Consider the following 16,840-nt stretch of genomic DNA (forward strand, 5'->3'; position numbering starts at 1 on the left):
CCTGAAGCAAGGAGTGTCATGTCAATACGCAACGTCTTCCGTGGTCCAGAGGCCTCGATTGACGACCAGATCGAGAGCTATGCGATTGATCGCGTGCCCGACAACAAGAGGTGGCCGATACCGGCCATCAGCCTCGTGCTGCTGGGCAACGCCACGGCAATGTTCTTCTTCTCGTTCGGGGCGCAACAGACGTTCCTGGTCGGCTGGCCAATGATGCTGCTCCCTATCAGCTACTTCTTCTTTGGCGCCATCCTCATCGGCGCGCTCACGATGCGCATGGCAAGCCGAGAGGGGTTGTCGCAGAGCCTAATTTCACGCGGACTAGGCTTCGGCAGCCGCGGGGCGGCGGTGACGTCGTTCATCTACGCAATCAACTTCGTCTACTACTTCCTGTTCGAGGGCACGATCGTCTCGCACGCCCTGGCGTACTACTTCGACATCCCCATCGGCTCGCTCGCCGGCATCGCGATCTTCGCGTTGATCGGCCTGGTCACCATCGGCTTCGTGTGGCGCGGCATGTATGCGATGTCCGCGCTACAAACTTGGGGATTCCCCATCTTCATCGGCCTACTGGTGTGGGCGCTGATCGAATTGGGCTCCAAGCACGACATCGTGGGCCCGAGCGGTTGGGCTGCTACCGGAATGTCGGGCGGGGCGGCGTTGTGGACGGCAATGAGTTTCGCCAACGGGCAGATGATCTTCCAGGGTCTGATGGCCACCGACTACGGCCGGTTCGCCAAACGCACCATCCGCTACCGTGGCACGTCGTCGATCATGCTGCTCGAACTAATCCCCATGTTCGCCATCATCTTCCTCGGAGCGATGCTGGGCGCGTCTCTGGTCGGAGAGTTCGGCGAAGAGAAGGCACAGGATCCCGGCTTCGTTTTCGTTCATCTGATGGGTCTTGCGGGTGTCATCTTCGTGCTGATCACCCAGATTCGAATCAACGTGATGAACCTTTACGGCGGGTCCATCACGCTGTCGAGCGGGTTCGACGTCATCGCCCACTTCCGGCCCGGCCGGCCCTGGTGGATGTTCGCGGTCTGGTTGTTCGGCGTGGTGTTTTACGCCACCAACGTGATCAACCACCTGGGCACGTTCCTCGCCATCACCGGCGTACTCACCAATACGTGGGTACTGATCATCCTGGCTGACTACTTCATCTGCCGGCGCTGGCTCAAGCTGGGCCGCACCGAGCAAATTGAGTATCGCGAGGGTGAAGTACGGGAATGGAATCCGTGCGGGCTGACCGCGTTGGGCGTCGCGGTACTCATCGGCGCACTCGGAATCCTCGGGGTGTATCCCGTTGCCTACGCATCATTCGTGGCGATGTTCGTCGGCCCGGTGATTCACATCGGCATGACCGCAGCGACGAAGGGCCGGTACTACACCCCGGCTGGTGAGCCAGAGAAAGTAGTCTCTGGGCAACACGAATGAGTTGCACGCGAACCCAAGAGTGCGTCGGCGCTCAGCTCGAGTGACGTCATGACGATCGTCGCTCATGCCGACGGCCACGGTGCAGCGGCGGGCTGTGCTGAAACGCCCCAAGGCGCGGGGTGCGGCACGAGGTACTGAGAACGCCAGACGCGTCGAGCCGCGCCGATAGAATCGTCTGGTGCAAGCCAGCGAGCGAGATGCGGTGATCGACGGTGTTGTCGATCAACTCACTGACGTAATGCACCGCGTCAGGGCCACAGAGCCCGAGCAGAAACTGGACTGTGCTGCGGCTGACGTGGTCGCGTTGAACGAGTTGATCACTGCGGCCACCCACGAGACAGCCTCGGAGATGGGCTTCGCTCTGGCCGATACTCACGCTCTGCAGGCTCGGTTACGACTACGTGAGACGTTCGCAGAGTTCACCGACGATCAGTTCGACACCATCGTGAAGCAGGGCTGGTCCCTTGATCTCGTCAACGAAATCCGCGCAGCGGCAACGGTGTCCGACTCCGATAGGAAGTCGGTGTCGCATCGAATGCGCGAGCTTCTCGTCGCCCACAACGCGCTGCCGTGCACAGTGGCGAAGGCGCCCGGCCGCTACCTCTACGTCGGTCCGTAGACGGCAGGCAGCGTCATGTATCGCCTCAGCGCGCGCGCCGGCGCAGATAGCCGCATCTACGGCAACCAACGAGTGCGGTTGTTGCGAATCTATCTAGCCGCTACGACATTTCTCTATGTGTACGGGGTCGTCTTCACGCTGTTCCCGGTGCGCACCGACCTGACTTACGGCAACCCGGTCGGGGGAATCGTCGCCATCGTGCTCGGCGCGGCAGCACTGGTGTCCCTTGCCCTCAAGCCCGAACAGCTCGTGTTGGCGACTCTGGCTGCGGTGGCGGCCACCCCCATCGTGATGGCGTTCCATGTTTCGATGACCGCCGAGTATGTCTGCCTGATCGGGCCGATGTTCCTGGCGATGTATCTACGGGCGTTCCACTCACCTCGCAATGCCTGGTTGTTGATCGCCTCTCTCACCGCAGCCTGCGTGATCGCCGTCGCCGTCGCCCCGGCAGCGCACGTTGGCGTCATCACCTTTCTTATCATCGTCGTCGCGATCACCGGAGCCGCCGAGTCCTTCGGTCTGCTCATGCGCGCGATGTTCACCGCGGCATGCACAGACCCCCTGACCGGCCTCCTCAATCGCGCGGGTTGGGAGATCGGAACAACCGATCTGCTGGCGCGCTCCCGGGCGGCCCGTGTATCCGTCACTGTCGTCGCCCTCGATATCGATGGCCTCAAAGGCCTCAACGACACATACGGGCATCAAGCCGGGGACCGTCGCATCACGGAGTACGCACACCACTGGAGACGAGCTGTGCCTCGACACGCTGTCTTAGCCCGATTGGGGGGCGACGAGTTCGCCGCCTGCATCGCCGGCGAAAAACCCGAGGTCGTCGAGAAGTTCGTCGGCAGCATCCGGCTGAATACGCCGGGGGTCAGCCTCGGCACGGCGACGCAGACCTCGCTCAACGCGAACATCGCGGAACTGTATGCCCAGGCCGATGCCGCGCTGTATCAGAGCCGGGGACGGCCGCTGCGTGATGACTCTGGAAGCGCCGCGAGCGCGTAATCGAACTAGGCCCTTCCGCCCCGTACCCTCCACTTGGGTAGGAGTTCATTCGTTCAGGTGTGACAACGCCAGCGGAGGTGCGATGCGCAGACAGCCGGTCCCGTGGCCCCGCTCGCTCGCCGGCCAGGCCATAGCCCTTCAGATCGTGGTGATCGCCGTGGTGGTGCTGGCGGGCAGTGCACTGGCCTTGCTCGACGCCCGGCGCGACGGCGACGAGGCCGCCCGCCAACAGATGATCGGCATCGCCACGGCGCTGGCCGACGCACCGTCGACTGCCTCGGCCATCGAAACCGGAAGGGCCACAGAGGTTCTGCAGCCGATGACGGAAGCGGTGCGCGCCAACACCGATATCGCGTTCATCACGATCATGTCGACGGACGGCACCCGTTTCACTCACACCGATCCCGATCAGATCGGCGGCAAGTACCTCGGCACCATCGAACCGGCACTGCGCGGCGAGACGTTCACCGAGGTCTACACCGGCACGCTGGGTCCGTCGGTGCGCGCCATCGCGCCCGTGCACGACGCCTCCGGGCGCGTGGTGGGGTTGGTGTCGGCCGGCATCACACAGCAGACCCTGGCCCAACGTTGGCGCGGACAGTGGCCGACGATCGCCGTGGTGGGCCTCGGTGCGCTGGCGCTGTCGCTGGTCGGGGTGTGGGCCATACGTCGCCGGCTACTGCGCCAGACGCACGGACTGCGGCCCGACGAGCTGCGGGTGATGTACGAGCACCACGACGCGATCCTGCACTCGGTGTCCGAGGGATTGGTCGTGCTCGACCACGGCGAGGTGGTGCTGGTCAACGACGAGGCCCGCCGGCTGCTCGGGTTACCGCCGGGGCAGGTCGCCACCTCCGATCTGCCGCAGTTCCTGCGGACTCACGACCCCGGCGTGCGTGACGAGGTGCACGTGACCGAGGACCGCGTACTCGTCGTCAACCGGTCGCAGGTTGCCGACTCGCCAGGAGCGGAGGTCGTCACCATCCGTGATCGCACCGAATTGCAGGGCGCACTAGGCGAACTCAGCGTGCTGCAGGTTCTGACGGACTCGCTACGGGCGCAGGCCCACGAGTCCGCCAACAAGCTCCACACCGTCATCACGATGGTCGAGATGGGCCGACCCGACGACGCCGTCAGATTCGCGACCGAGGAACTCGCCCTGTCTCAACACCTGGTGGACCGGCTCTCCGATGACGTCGGCGAACCCGCGTTGGTGGCACTGCTGCTGGGCAAGACGGCCCAGGCCGACGAGCGCGGCATCGAGTTGACGGTCACCGAGGAGACCCATCTGCCGTCGGACACCGACCACATCCCACTGTCCCCGCAGGAGATGGTCACCGTGTTGGGCAATCTCGTCGACAATGCGATGGACGCCTGCGACCGTGACAATCCGTGGGTGGAGGTCACGATCAGCCAGGGCGATGACGAACTGTTGATCCGCGTCGCCGACAGCGGGGCCGGTATGAACGCCGAGACGTTCGCGCGGTCGATGCAGCGGGGGTACTCGACCAAGTCGGACAGCGACACCGAACAGCACGGCCTGGGCCTGGCACTGGTCGCTCAGGTGGTCAAACGCCACGCGGGCACCCTCACAGCCGATGTCACGTACGGCTCGGTGGTGACCGTGACGGTGCCCGGCGGTGCGCGATGACACCCGCCAAGCGAATCAACGTCCTTATCGTCGAGGACGACATACTGATCGCGGAGGCACATCGCACGTATCTCGAACGCCTGGAGGGGTTTTCGGCCGTGGCAGTGGTGCACACCGCGCGGGCGGCGATGCAGGCGGCGACGCAGGCCTCCGCCGGTGAGGCACCCGTCGATCTGGTGCTCCTCGACCTCGGCCTGCCCGATGCGAGCGGGATCAGCCTGGCCTCAGCGCTGGCCGGGTTGCGTCCGGCGCCCGACATCATCGCGATCACCTCCGAGCGCGATCTGGAGATGGTGCGCGCGGCGGTGGCCCACGGCGCCCTGGCCTATCTGTTGAAACCGTTCACGTTTGCCGCGTTCCGCGACAGACTCGAGCGCTACCGGCGCTACCGCATGGCACTACCCGCCGGTGTGGACGCGGCCAGCCAAACCGAGGTGGACCGCGCGCTCGCCGAATTGCGTGTCGCGACAGACAAGTCGGTTGCGCCCAAGGGTGCTGCGCCTCAGACCAATGACGACATTGCGAGGGCGGTGCGCGACCACGCCGACGGGCTGACCGCTGACGAGGTGGCCAAACGAGTGGGGGTTTCGCGCGTCACCGCGTGGCGGTACCTCGAACGGCTCGCCGATGACGGAACCGTCAGCAGGAACACCGATTACGGCAAGGCCGGTCGACCGAAGACCCGCTACCAGTGGCGGTGACGTCGGCCCCACATGCGATTTCGGCGCGCTTACGCTCGCTGAGCGACGGTTTGCGCGCCGAAATCACACTGGGGTGCCGTGCCTAGCCCCTGTTGAACAGGTTGCCGATCCCGTTGAGCAGGCCGTTGCCGGCCTGACCCACCTGCGTCAGCGCATTCGTTCCGGCCGTACCGACCTGAGTCTGAGCGTTCTGAACGGCGGTGCCGGTCTGCGAGATGGCGTTGGTGCCCGCGGTACCCAATTGGATCTGACCGTTCTGGATTGCCGTCCCGACCTGGGTCAGGAAGTTGGTGCCGGGGTCAGAGGTCGCCGAGGCCGAGGACCGCACCGACTGCGATGACACCCTGTCGCCGGGGCTGAACTTGTTGCCATCCCGTGTGACGTTCTGCTGGTTGTCAGCAGCGGCTGTTCCAGCGCCCGCGAGCGCCATCCCGGCGGCGATAGCTGCGGCACCACCCGCGACGCTCACCGTTGTGGCGAGCCGACGTACGACTGAGTTGTTCTGCGTGACCATGAGCTGTCTCCCTTCAGCAACGAATTTCGCGACTGATAGGTGGTTACCACCACAAACGCATGATCAAACTCACAACCCAAAGAAGTTTCCCGATCTCGCAACACCACACCGCTGGACTCGCGATTTACGTTGACGAGATGACGTGGAGGTACCGACTCAGCACGTCAGAGTAGCGAAGGATGGCCATTCGAAGGTTGCTGTGGCGAACAGGCAGCAAATTGGCCAGGGACCGATTCCTGACCCGCGCTTTTGTTGCTGGCACCCGCCGAGCCGCCAGGAACCACCCATCGGCACCGATACCGCGGCCGGTAGCTAGTTAGCCAGTTCCCCTGCCTGCCGACGTAGAACGCCCCAGACGCACGAACGCGCGACCACGGATGGTCGCGCGTTCTGCCACCGCCCAGAGGCGGCGGGACATACAGAGGGGCTAGACGCCCGCGGGCTCGAGCTCGCGGAAGGTGGGCACCGCGGCGGCCGAGTTGGCGGCCATCAGCGGGGCGTAAAGCATCGGCGCAGGCGCGGCGACGGCGAAAGCCGTGACGCCACCGGCGTAGTCAGCGACGTAGAGGCGGTCGACCCCGAGCGCCACGCATGACGGGCGGGCACCCACCGAGATGGTGCCGACGGTGTCGAGCTTCTCGGTGTCGAGCACCACGACCTCGTTGTAGTCGACAACGTAGGCCCGGGTGGCGTCGGCAGACAGGGCCAGCTGCGTCGGCGCCGTGGCGACCTCGACGCTGGCCATGATGCGGCCGGCGACCAAGTCGACCACATGCAGGACACCGCGGTCCTGAAGGTCAGAGGTCAGCACGTAGGCGGTGCTGTCCAGGCCGATCTCGAGGCCGCGGATCGACGCTCCGACCTCGAGCGTGCGCCGAACGACGCCGCTCTCGAGATCGACGACGATGAGGCGGCTGCCGCGCGAGTCCGACGTGGCGACGTACAACCGGCGGTCCGAGGAGTCAACCCGCATCGCGTCGATCACCACGTCGTCGCCCTTGGCCAGGTAGATCGTGGAGACGCGCTGGGTGATCACGTCGATGATGGCGACATCGACGCCGCCATCAGCGGCGCGGCCGGCGTAGATCCGCTTGCCGTCGCGACTGGTGGTCATCGCCGTCACGCTGAAGGACAGCGGGTAGGAGGCGGTGACATTGCCCGTGCGCGTGTCAATCACCGCGATGGCGTCGTAGCTGACCGACGCCACACCGACATAGGCGCTGTCACCGGCCACCGCGAGCGCGAACGCCTCGCGGGCGGCCACTCCCCCGTTGACGGCAAGGGTTTCGGCGTTCAGCACTGCCATCGAGTGGTCGGCGTAGTTCGACACCACCAGGGTGTCGCCATCCACTGCGATGTCCGCAATGGGCCCGTGTCCGATGGTGACGGCGCCCTGCAGAGCCGCAGCCGCGTTGTCGACGGTCACACCGTGCGCGCGCATGTAGCCACTAGCCATGTGTCTTGGCACCTCCGCCGGCATGCAGTGCACCGGCCTAGATTTGAAATGGTCTGCGCCCGTACCAGGCGCGGTCTTTGTCGAGTGTAGCGACGGAATCCGACGTTCCAAGGCCCCGAGACGAGGGTTATCGCACACTGCCCGTTCACCTCTCAGTACCCGCTTAGGAAACTCTTCGTTATCGACTCGTTATCTTCTGCTGGCAATCAGGTTTCCAATCTGTAACAGCACTTTTCGCGGTGTGGCAATCACGATTGAGAGAGTGTCGAACGCCACTCCGCGCCAAGACTCTTAGTCTTGTATTCGAAAATGAGGTCTAGATCACAAGGCGACACGACAGCAAACTCACGGTCAAATTGCGCAAGGACTGGCGCAAGTGACGCGCGGTGCCGAAGAGGCTGACGTTGCACGAGGCTACCGAACGGTGGTGCCAGGCCGCCGATCAGCCCGATCAGCTCCGATCAGCCCCGGTCAGCCCCGGTCAATCGTGTTGCCGCTGCCGGAACTCGACGTCTTCGGCTCACCCGTGTGGAACACGATCCGGTTGTCGAAACCCGAGACGACGATGCTCTCCGTGGAATCGACGGCGACCGCGTTGTCCATACCCGACACCGACACGCTGATGCAGTGACCGGTGACCGTCACGGTGTTCTCCATACCGCTGATGCTGAGAGTCGTTTCGTTGCAGGCGATCGTCCTATGCTGACCGACGCCTGCGACGGTGAGATGGCTCCCGGGCGCCGGCCGGTCGGGCACCGTTGCCTCCCTGCTGGGGACCTGAGTCTTGCCGCCGCCTGCCGAAGGCCCCTCCGGCGGCGAATCCGACAGGTCGGCACCACCACCGGCGATCTGCGTGCCGTTGCCGGGATTCGACGCAGTCATGGTGAACAGATACAACGACACCCCACCGGCGATGACGAATGCCAGCACCGCAATCACCACGGGGATCACGAAGGTCCGTGAGTGCCCCGTGCTCGACATCGGCGAGAGCGGCGGAGGCGGCGCCTCCCACGGTGCCGTCGGCGGCGGCGGATACGCCCCCGAGGGCGACGGCACATAGCCGTATGAGCTGCCGTGTGCGCCTACTCCGAGTTCGGATTTCTCGGCGGCGTCGCCCAACCGCCGCTCCAGATCGCGGATACGCGCCTCAGGGTCGCCCTCAGGTTCCATGGGCAGATCGTGCCACAGCCGCTGGGCGCTAGAGCACCTTGGACAGGAACTCCTGCAGCCGTGGATGTTTCGGGTTGTCGAATACCTCTGCAGGGGTGTCGTCCTCGACGATGTGACCGTCGGCCATGAACAGAACCCGCGACGCCACCTCGCGCGCGAAGCCCATCTCGTGAGTGACCACCACCATCGTCATCCCGCCCTCCGCGAGGTCACGCAGCACCTGGAGTACGTCGCCGACCATCTCGGGGTCCAGGGCACTGGTCGCCTCGTCGAACAGCATGATCGACGGATTCATCGCCAGCGAGCGGGCAATGGCGACACGTTGCTTCTGACCACCCGATAGCGTGGCGGGCTTGACGTGCGCCTTCTCGGCCAGTCCCACCTGTCCGAGCAGCTCGAGTGCCTTCTTCTCCGCGGCGGCCTTGTTCATCTTCTTGGTCAACAGCGGTGCCAGCGTGACGTTCTCGATCACCGTCATGTGTGGGAACAGGTTGAAGTGCTGGAACACCATGCCGATGTGCTGGCGCACCTGGTCGAGGTCCACCTTCGGGTCGGTGAGGTCGTAGTCGTCGACGACGACCTTGCCGCCGGTGATGTCCTCGAGCTTGTTGAGACAGCGCAGGAAGGTCGACTTCCCGGAACCCGACGGCCCGATGACGCACACGACCTCACCGTGGCTGACCGTCGTGTCGATGCCGTCGAGCACCACCAGGTCGCCGAAGGACTTCTTCAGACCCTCGATCCGGATCTTGACGGTGCCCGCGGGTTCGGCGGCCGCGGCCTCGGGGATCAGCTTGCTCATTTCACCATCCTCCTTTCGAGCCGGTCGGACAGTTTCGTCAGCGCCATGATGACGACGAAGTAGATGATGCCGACGATCAGCCACATTTCGAACGCTTTGTAGTTGCCGGCGATGATGATCCGCCCACTCTGCGTCAGCTCGGCGATGCCCAGGACCGACAGGATCGACGTGTCCTTGAGTGTGATGACGAACTGATTGATGTACGACGGGATCATGGTGCGGATCGCCTGCGGCAGGATCACCCTTCGCATCGTCGGCAGGTAACCGATGCCGAGGCTGCGCGATGCCTCCATCTGACCCTTGTCCACCGATTGGATTCCGCCACGGACGATTTCGGTCATGTAGGCGCCGGCGTTGAGCGACAGGGTGATGATGCCCGCCGTCAGCGCCGACATCTGAAACCCGAGCGTCGACGGGATGCCGAAGTAGATGAAGAACGCCTGCACCAGCAGCGGCGTGCCGCGGAAGATGTCGACGAAGGTGGTGCCGATGGCCCGCAGCCAGATGGACCGGGAGACCCGGAACAACCCGAAGATCACGCCGAGTATCAACGCGAAGAAGATCGAGACGACCGTCAGGATCAACGTCATCTTGAGGCCCGCCATGAGCATCGGGAAGGTGCTCTTGATCAGTCCGATGAACGAGTTGTCGTCGGTGGTCGCGGCCTCGCCGAGATAACTGCTGACGATCTTGTCGTATTCGCCCGACGCCTTGAGGTTGTTCAGCCCGGTGTTGAACTTCTGCAGCAGCTCGGCGTTCTGGCCCTTGTTCACGGCGAACCCGTAGCCAGTCGGGTCCTCCTTGGGCGTCACGGTCTTGAACCCGTTGCCCTGCGCGATGCCGTAGAGCAGCACGGGGTAGTCCTCGAAGACGGCCACCGAGTTACCCGTCTTCACCTCGTCGAACATCGTCGACGAGTCGGCGAAGGAGACGACCTCGAAGCCGTACTCATCCTTGATCGAATTGGCGAAATCCGAACCCTGAGTACCGTTCTTGACGGCGACCCGCTTACCTCTCAGGTCCGCATACGACTTGATCTCGTCATTGGACTTCAGCACCGCCATCTGAATCCCGGACTCGAAGTAGGGCTCGGAGAAGTCGAAGACCTTCTTGCGCTCGTCGGTGATCGACATGCCCGCGATGACGCCGTCGACCTGGTTGGCCTGCACCGCCTGCAGCGCAGCGTCGAAGCCGAGCGGCTTGATGTCAACGTTGAAGCCCTGGTCGGCACCGATGGCCCTGATGAGGTCCATGTCGATGCCGACGAATTTGCCCTGCTTGTCCTGGAATTCGAAGGGCGCGAAGGTCGTGTCGGTCGCGACGGTGTAGGTCTCGCCCTCCGCCTTCGCCTGCGGTGAGGTGAGCATCGCGGTGCCCAGCCCAGCGACAAGCATGGCGGCGAGCAGGAGGGCGAGCGGCCGCAGCGACGGCATGCGCCACCTCACCCGTCGACCGTTGACTGGCAGTGACCGACCGGTTCGCATGCGTGCGCTCCCATCGTGACGTTGGTGCGGGAGGTCTCACGCTAGCGGGACGGCGATGCTGTGGCGGCCGATTCGGTGGACGGCTCGGAAGCACGCCGCGAAATCAGAGACCGTCGGATTCGCCCGCGACGATGTAGGCCGTGATGACGTCGACCAGCGCCTGACGGTCCCGCCCGGTGTCCACAGGCGTGGGCCACACCATCTGCGCCACGACCAGTCCGCGCAACGTCGCCCAGATCAGATTGCCGATCTGTGCGGCGTTCGGGGCCGAGAGGCCCTCACCGAGGTGCCGACCGAGTGACGTGAGCCGGTCCATCAGGTTGGCGAGGTGGGTGTTGGCGACCGTGTCACGCACACCCCGAGTGGCGATCAGGATCTCCAGTGCCGCCATCGACACCGGGCTGGAGAACGCCCCCCACACCACGTCGACGACGGCCGCGGTGCGTTGACCGACGGTCCACAGCGGATCCAGGTCGGGCAGCTCGGCCAGTGCATCGGCCAGTTCACCGAAACCCTTGTCCACCACCGCCATCAACAAGCCATCGAGGTCGCCGAAGTGGTACTGGACCACACCCCAGGTGACACCGGCGCGACCGGTGATGTGCCTGACGCTGGGTGGCGCGAAGCCCTCCTCCAGGATGCACTGGACGGTCTCGTCGATGACGGTGTCCCGGGTCCGTTCGGCGCGCGCCTGGCGTCCCGTGGATGGTCGACGTGGCGCGGTCATCGACTCGGTCTCACCACAGCACCCCGCGGGTGTGATCCGTCGGTCGCAGGTCGCGGGCGGCCAGGATGCCGCTTGGGGCGCGGCACGCGGCCTCGATGACGTTGACTGCGCGGGCGGCCGTGGCGATGACGCCGCCGTCGTTGTGGTCGATACCGGATGTCCCGACGTGCGCATTGATCTCGATGCCCGGGCTACCGCCGATCACGACGCGGTGCACGCCTGAACGCCCGTCAGGCGGATAGGCCCAGTCCGGCGCGGCGGCCGCGGTGAGCCGATTGACGTGCTCCATGGTGATCACCACGGCACCGTCGCGCACACCCTCGACGGCGAATCGCACCGCGGCGACTCGGCCGGACTCGACGCGCATCATCGTGCAGTCGATCGGCTCGGGGGTGACCCACTTGTCGTGCCTCTCGCGAACCTCGTCCAGTTCGATGCCGAGATCGTCAGCCAGGTTGCGTACCTGTGCACCCCACATCGAGTTCAGCACGCCCGGCGCGAACAGGATGGGGCTGTGTTCAGGTGCGGTACCGAAACCGAAACTCACACCAGTGAATTCGGCGTCGTCGTAGCTGCCGTAGTCACAGATCTCCTGGACGGTTATCGACGTCGCTCTTGCCGCCAGGCTCAGCGCCGTGTGGACCAGGGTGTCGCCTGAGAAGCCGGGATCGATTCCGTTGACATACAGGGTCGCATCGCCGTCCGCGCACGCCTTCGCCAACGGTTCGCGCAGCCACTGGTCGGCGTGATCGGGTGCGACGAGCCAGACGAACGACGTTCCGACGACGTTGGTCCCCGCGCGAAGGAATCTGGTGATCTGGTCCAGTGCCTCGTGGGGCCGGGTCTCGGCCTGTGAGGTGTAGACGACGCAGTCAGCACCGAGTGCCACCAAAGCGTCGACATCGTCGGTCGCCGTGATGCCCGTCGGCGTGTGCAGGCCGCAGAGGTCGGCGGCGTCACGGCCGAGCTTGTCGGGTCCGGACGCGTGAACGCCGACGAGTTCGAGGTCGGGCCGTTCGATGATGCTGCGCAGGGCGTGCCTGCCGACGTTGCCGGTGGAGAACTGGATGACGCGACGTGACATGGCGGGGCTCCCTCAGAGCAGATCTGTGATGGTCTTCAGGCCGGCGTCGTAGAGCACGCCGGGCAGCATCCCGCCGTCCATCTCAATGGTCGTGCCGTTGATGTAATCGGCTGCGCCGGACGCGAGGAAGACACACGTCCGGCCGACCTCGGCCGGTTCGCCGCCGCGTTTGAGCGGGATGGGGTCGAAGTACTGCGCACCGGTCGGATCGTCCTTGGGCAGCACGAACGAGCGGAAGTTGTCGGTGATGGTCGGCCCCAGCGCCACGCAGTTGACCCGCACCCGCGGCCCCCACTCCTGTGCCAGCGAGCGGGTCATGTGGTTGAGCCCGGACTTCGCCGCGCCGTAGGAGACCAGAGTCGGTGATCCGGCAGGATGGCCCGCTCCGCTCGAGATGTTGATGATGCAGCCGGTGCCGTCCTGCGTCTTCATCTGGCGTTGGGCACGGATGGCGAACCACAGCGGGCTGATGAGATTCATCTGGATGGCGAACGCGTGAAACAGCACGGTGCGCTCATAGTCGTCGTCGGAGCGCGGCGCGCCCTGGATGCGCGACACCAGGGCTGGGACGTCCTCGACGTGCGGGGCGGGGACGGTGCCTCCGGCGTTGTTCACCAGGATGTCGACGCGCCCGAACCGGTCCACGACCTGAGTCACCAGGGAGTCGATTGCCTGGTGATCGGCCTGGTCGCAGACCAGCTGGAGTGATCGGTCCGACCACCCCGGTTCACTGTCGGCGCCGGGCAGGCCGTCCAACGGGGAGCGCGAGCAGCCGACGACCGTCGCGCCCGCCCGCAGCAGCTCGTGGGCGATGCCGACGCCGACACCTCTGCTGGTCCCGGTGACGATCGCGATCTTGCCGTCGAGTGTGCCCATGCCAAAGAATTACACGTGTAATGATTTTGGGCAAGGGAATCAGTGGGCGCATGCTGACGTCGTAACTCCTGGCAGGCACGATCGTCGTCACCCGAAAGGCTGGACATGCGCGTTGGAGTGGTGTTTCCCCAGACCGAGCTCGGCGGCGACGTCGGCGCCGTCCGTGCCTACGGGCAGCGAGTCGAGGAACTGGGGTACACCCACGTGCTGGCCTACGACCATGTCGTCGGCGCCGACCCGACCGTCCACGAGGGCTGGAACGGACCGTACGACGTGCACACCACGTTCCACGAGCCGCTGGTGATGTTCGGCTACCTCGCGGCGATCACCACGTCGGTGGAACTGGTCACCGGGGTGATCATCCTGCCGCAACGCCAGACCGCACTGGTGGCCAAGCAGGCCGCCGAGGTCGACCTGCTCAGCGGTGGGCGACTTCGGCTCGGCGTCGGAATCGGCTGGAACGCCGTGGAATACGAGGCGCTCGGCGAGGACTTCTCCAACCGCGGCAAGCGCTCGGCCGAGCAGATCGAGCTGCTGCGCCTGCTGTGGTCCGACCAGACCGTCACGTTCGACGGCGACTTCCACAAGGTGACCGGCGCCGGCCTGGCGCCGCTGCCCGTCCAGCGGCCGATCCCGGTGTGGATCGGGGCCGCCTCAGAGGCTGGCTACCGACGCATCGGGCGGCTGGCCGACGGCTGGTTCCCGATGATGGGCCCGGGTTCCGGGCTCGACTACGCCCGCGGCATCGTCGACAAGGCCGCCGTGGAAGCGGGCCGCGATCCCGCCGCCATCGGCATGGAGGGCCGAGCCTCCTGGGCCGGGGACGACGACGCCGTGATCAGCGAGGTGGCGGCCTGGGCGGACGCCGGCGCAACGCACCTGTCGATCAACACCATGAGCGGCGGCCTCGCGACCGTGGACGACCACCTCGCCGTGCTGACGAGAGTGGCCGAAGCCCTCCCCAGCGTCTAACGCCTCGAAAGGATTGGACGATATGACCACCCCACAGCCGGACTACCCGCCGATGGCGGCGGCCAGAGGTCGCGTCGAGCCCTCACCTCGACGGGTTCGCGGCTTCCTCGGCAACGACTTGGTGTTCGACACGACCGCGGCGCGGTACGTGTGGGAGGTGCCGTACTACCCGCAGTACTACATCCCGCGCTCCGACATCCACCCGGAGTTCCTGCGCGATGAGAACCACCCGCAGAAGGTGCAATTCGGTGCGTCGCACCTCTTCTCGTTGGTCGGATCCGACCGCACGCACGAGTCCGCCGTCCGCGTGTTCGACGACGGGGACGGCCCCGTCGCCGGCCTGGTGCGATTCGAGTGGGACCACCTCACGTGGTTCGCGGAGGACGAGCCGATCTACGGGCACCCGCGCAATCCGTATTCCCGTGTCGACGCGCTGCGTTCACACCGCCACATCCGGATCGAACTCGACGGCGTGCGGCTCGCCAACACCAGCAGCCCGGTACTGCTCTTCGAAACTGGTTTGCCGACAAGGTATTACATCGACCGCTCGGACGTCTCCTTCGAGCATCTGGTCCCGTCAGACACCCAGACGCTGTGCCCGTACAAGGGTGTGACGTCGGGCTACTGGTCGGTGCGCGTTGGCGAGACGACATACCCCGACCTCGCGTGGACCTATCACTATCCGCTGCCCGCCGTCGCACGGATCACCGGTCTGGTGGCGTTCTACAACGAGAAGGTGGACATCACGGTCGACGGCGTGCCGCTGGCGCGCCCCCAGACGCACTTCAGCTGAGCCAGCCCTTCCCCGCTGCACGCCGGGGTGCGCGCTACGCCGGACAGACGTCCGGCGAGTCGACACGCACGGGCGCGTTCGCCGGCAGCGTGTAGTTGACCACCACACTGGCGTCGACAGCGCCGTCGTTGGCGACACGATGCGCAACGCCGGCCGGAATGAACACCACCTGCCCCTGTTCGTAATGGGTGGCGGCACACTGCGGCGCGGACTGCAGTGCGACAACACCACCGGTGATCACCGAGTACTCCGGTCCGGGATGGGTGTGCCAGCCGCTGTGGGCGCCGGGAGCGAGCACCAGGGACTGCACCAGAACGGTCGTCGACTGCCCGCCGTCGGTGACGATAGAGATCGGCGCATCGGTCTCCCCCTGAGCCAGATCGGTGCGCGCGACGTCCCCCTCGCCCGGGGTCGCCATGGCGGGCCCGATACCGACGCTCAGGATCGTCGCGCCCACGGCCACGATGAGGCAGAGCCCTCGAGGTCCTCGAGTCATCATGTGTCTCCCTTCGCTAGTTCTCGGGCCAAGCGTCGCTCAACGGCACGCGACTCGTCGGCGAAATCCGCGGACACCGACACGAGGCAGCGTCCCCAAACACCTCCCCGAGACCCGTTCAACAGTTCCGATGAATTTGCTGTAATTCGTTCACAGCAATTTAACTAGATCGTCAAAAATATTCGGCGGTTCGCCATTGACGTCTCGGCGCAAGATAACCATCAGCAAATCCCCAACACGTCGGACACCGGATGCCCTCGATGCAGCCGATTTCATCCAGGCCGACTGCCAGTGGATTGATCCTGCAATGGAGCAGCCAACACACCGGTCCTGACATGCCATTGACCATCATCGACCAAGCCGACCATTCAAGATCAACGCCGTCGCAGCATAGCCATTCGCAAACACTCATCAATACAATCAAGTGAATGAGACCAAAAGAATGTTTCCGCGATTAGTGATCTGCATGACGAGGAGTGGTAACTTTTTAGCATCCAATCAGATAGTTGCTATCAAGGGGACGGGTCATGGCACATCATCACAATTCGATCGGACGCAGGTTCGTGACGGGCGCAGCGGTTGCAGGAGGTGCGGTTGCCGTTGCGGCCGGTATGGCACTCGCCGGTGCGGGCACCGCGGCCGCGGACAATCAACACAACGTCGTCACGAACACTGGCAACAAGGTCACCCCGAAGAGCGCGACGACGTCGGCGGCGAGCAGCTCCAGTGACAACATCTTCACCCGTGTCGGCACCGTCATCTCCAACGCTCAGATTCAGCTGGGTACCGCGGGCACCAATGCGATCTCGCAGACCGGCACGGCCATCCAGAACGGCCAGGTTCAGCTGGGCACCGCAGGCAACAACGCGATCGCGCAGGTGGGCACCGCGGGCAACAATGCGATCTCCCAGGTGGGCAAGGCAGGAAACGGACTGCTCAAGGGCATCGGAAACCTGTTCAACAGGGGGTAGCTCGTCGGAGCGACAAGGGCGGCTGTGCACCTAGGCGCGCTCAGCAAGTGCGTCTCGGCAGGAAGAGAGTGGTCGTCGA

Annotated in this window: 17 protein-coding genes; 8 read left to right on the top strand and 9 right to left on the bottom strand. The window is 64.9% G+C overall.

The annotated features are described in order from the left end of the window. Positions 1-18 precede the first annotated feature (18 nt). The 5 genes from ABIA65_RS09360 (at position 19) to ABIA65_RS09380 (ending at position 5,416) form a co-directional block, all read left to right on the top strand. The gene (locus ABIA65_RS09360) at positions 19-1,437 is read left to right on the top strand and encodes a purine-cytosine permease family protein (RefSeq protein ID WP_241403582.1); all 1,419 of its coding nucleotides are present in this window, start codon (positions 19-21) and stop codon (positions 1,435-1,437) included. A gap of 178 nt (positions 1,438-1,615) precedes the next feature. After that, positions 1,616-2,056, top strand: a complete 441-nt coding sequence (locus tag ABIA65_RS09365; protein WP_241403581.1) for a hypothetical protein — start codon at positions 1,616-1,618, stop codon at positions 2,054-2,056. 15 nt (positions 2,057-2,071) lie between these two features. After that, the gene (locus ABIA65_RS09370; protein ID WP_354523344.1) at positions 2,072-3,064 is read left to right on the top strand and encodes a GGDEF domain-containing protein; all 993 of its coding nucleotides are present in this window, start codon (positions 2,072-2,074) and stop codon (positions 3,062-3,064) included. Positions 3,065-3,146: 82 nt separating this feature from the next. Beyond that, positions 3,147-4,715 carry a sensor histidine kinase gene (locus ABIA65_RS09375; RefSeq protein ID WP_241403579.1) on the top strand — a complete coding sequence of 523 codons (1,569 nt, stop codon included), beginning with the start codon at positions 3,147-3,149 and terminating at the stop codon, positions 4,713-4,715. Next, the gene (locus tag ABIA65_RS09380; RefSeq protein WP_241403578.1) at positions 4,712-5,416 is read left to right on the top strand and encodes a response regulator; all 705 of its coding nucleotides are present in this window, start codon (positions 4,712-4,714) and stop codon (positions 5,414-5,416) included. Before ABIA65_RS09375 ends, ABIA65_RS09380 begins: the two co-directional genes overlap by 4 nt. Positions 5,417-5,498: 82 nt before the next feature. Here ABIA65_RS09380 and ABIA65_RS09385 read toward each other — a convergent pair whose 3' ends face one another. The 8 genes from ABIA65_RS09385 to ABIA65_RS09420 all read right to left on the bottom strand — a co-directional run bounded on the left by ABIA65_RS09385 (position 5,499) and on the right by ABIA65_RS09420 (position 13,529). Beyond that, positions 5,499-5,930, bottom strand: coding sequence for a hypothetical protein (locus tag ABIA65_RS09385; RefSeq protein ID WP_241403577.1), 432 nt, complete (start codon positions 5,928-5,930; stop codon positions 5,499-5,501). A 427-nt stretch (positions 5,931-6,357) separates the two neighbouring features. Next, positions 6,358-7,386, bottom strand: a complete 1,029-nt coding sequence (locus tag ABIA65_RS09390; protein ID WP_241403576.1) for an MmpL3/TtfA transport complex stabilizer — start codon at positions 7,384-7,386, stop codon at positions 6,358-6,360. 471 nt (positions 7,387-7,857) lie between these two features. Then, entirely contained in the window at positions 7,858-8,556 is a 699-nt protein-coding gene (locus ABIA65_RS09395) for a DUF3060 domain-containing protein (protein ID WP_354523345.1), read from the bottom strand. 28 nt (positions 8,557-8,584) lie between these two features. Then, on the bottom strand, positions 8,585-9,358 hold the full coding sequence (locus tag ABIA65_RS09400; protein WP_354523346.1) for an amino acid ABC transporter ATP-binding protein: 774 nt from the start codon (positions 9,356-9,358) through the stop codon (positions 8,585-8,587). Next, positions 9,355-10,752: an amino acid ABC transporter substrate-binding protein/permease gene (locus ABIA65_RS09405; RefSeq protein ID WP_354523750.1), complete on the bottom strand. Its 1,398-nt coding sequence runs from the start codon at positions 10,750-10,752 to the stop codon at positions 9,355-9,357. The genes ABIA65_RS09400 and ABIA65_RS09405 overlap by 4 nt, the downstream gene beginning before the upstream one ends. A 193-nt stretch (positions 10,753-10,945) precedes the next feature. Then, positions 10,946-11,569 (bottom strand): TetR/AcrR family transcriptional regulator, encoded by a 624-nt coding sequence (locus ABIA65_RS09410; protein WP_354523347.1) that lies wholly within the window; start codon positions 11,567-11,569, stop codon positions 10,946-10,948. Between the two features lie 10 nt (positions 11,570-11,579). Beyond that, positions 11,580-12,653, bottom strand: a complete 1,074-nt coding sequence (locus ABIA65_RS09415) for an NAD(P)H-dependent amine dehydrogenase family protein (RefSeq protein WP_241403572.1) — start codon at positions 12,651-12,653, stop codon at positions 11,580-11,582. Between the two features lie 12 nt (positions 12,654-12,665). Further along, positions 12,666-13,529, bottom strand: coding sequence for an SDR family NAD(P)-dependent oxidoreductase (locus tag ABIA65_RS09420; protein ID WP_354523348.1), 864 nt, complete (start codon positions 13,527-13,529; stop codon positions 12,666-12,668). Between the two features lie 105 nt (positions 13,530-13,634). Between ABIA65_RS09420 and ABIA65_RS09425 the strand changes: the two genes are divergently transcribed. Then, positions 13,635-14,501, top strand: a complete 867-nt coding sequence (locus tag ABIA65_RS09425; RefSeq protein ID WP_354523349.1) for an LLM class F420-dependent oxidoreductase — start codon at positions 13,635-13,637, stop codon at positions 14,499-14,501. Positions 14,502-14,523: 22 nt separating this feature from the next. Then, positions 14,524-15,294: a DUF427 domain-containing protein gene (locus ABIA65_RS09430; protein ID WP_354523350.1), complete on the top strand. Its 771-nt coding sequence runs from the start codon at positions 14,524-14,526 to the stop codon at positions 15,292-15,294. Between the two features lie 34 nt (positions 15,295-15,328). Here the strand turns inward: ABIA65_RS09430 and ABIA65_RS09435 are convergent, their stop codons facing one another. Beyond that, entirely contained in the window at positions 15,329-15,790 is a 462-nt protein-coding gene (locus ABIA65_RS09435) for a cupin domain-containing protein (RefSeq protein ID WP_241403566.1), read from the bottom strand. 527 nt (positions 15,791-16,317) lie between these two features. Between ABIA65_RS09435 and ABIA65_RS09440 the strand changes: the two genes are divergently transcribed. Continuing rightward, positions 16,318-16,761 carry a hypothetical protein gene (locus ABIA65_RS09440; protein ID WP_354523351.1) on the top strand — a complete coding sequence of 148 codons (444 nt, stop codon included), beginning with the start codon at positions 16,318-16,320 and terminating at the stop codon, positions 16,759-16,761. Positions 16,762-16,840: the final 79 nt, after the last annotated feature.

It is taken from the genome of Mycolicibacterium sp. 624 (genome assembly GCF_040548615.1).
Taxonomy (GTDB): Bacteria; Actinomycetota; Actinomycetes; order Mycobacteriales; family Mycobacteriaceae; genus Mycobacterium.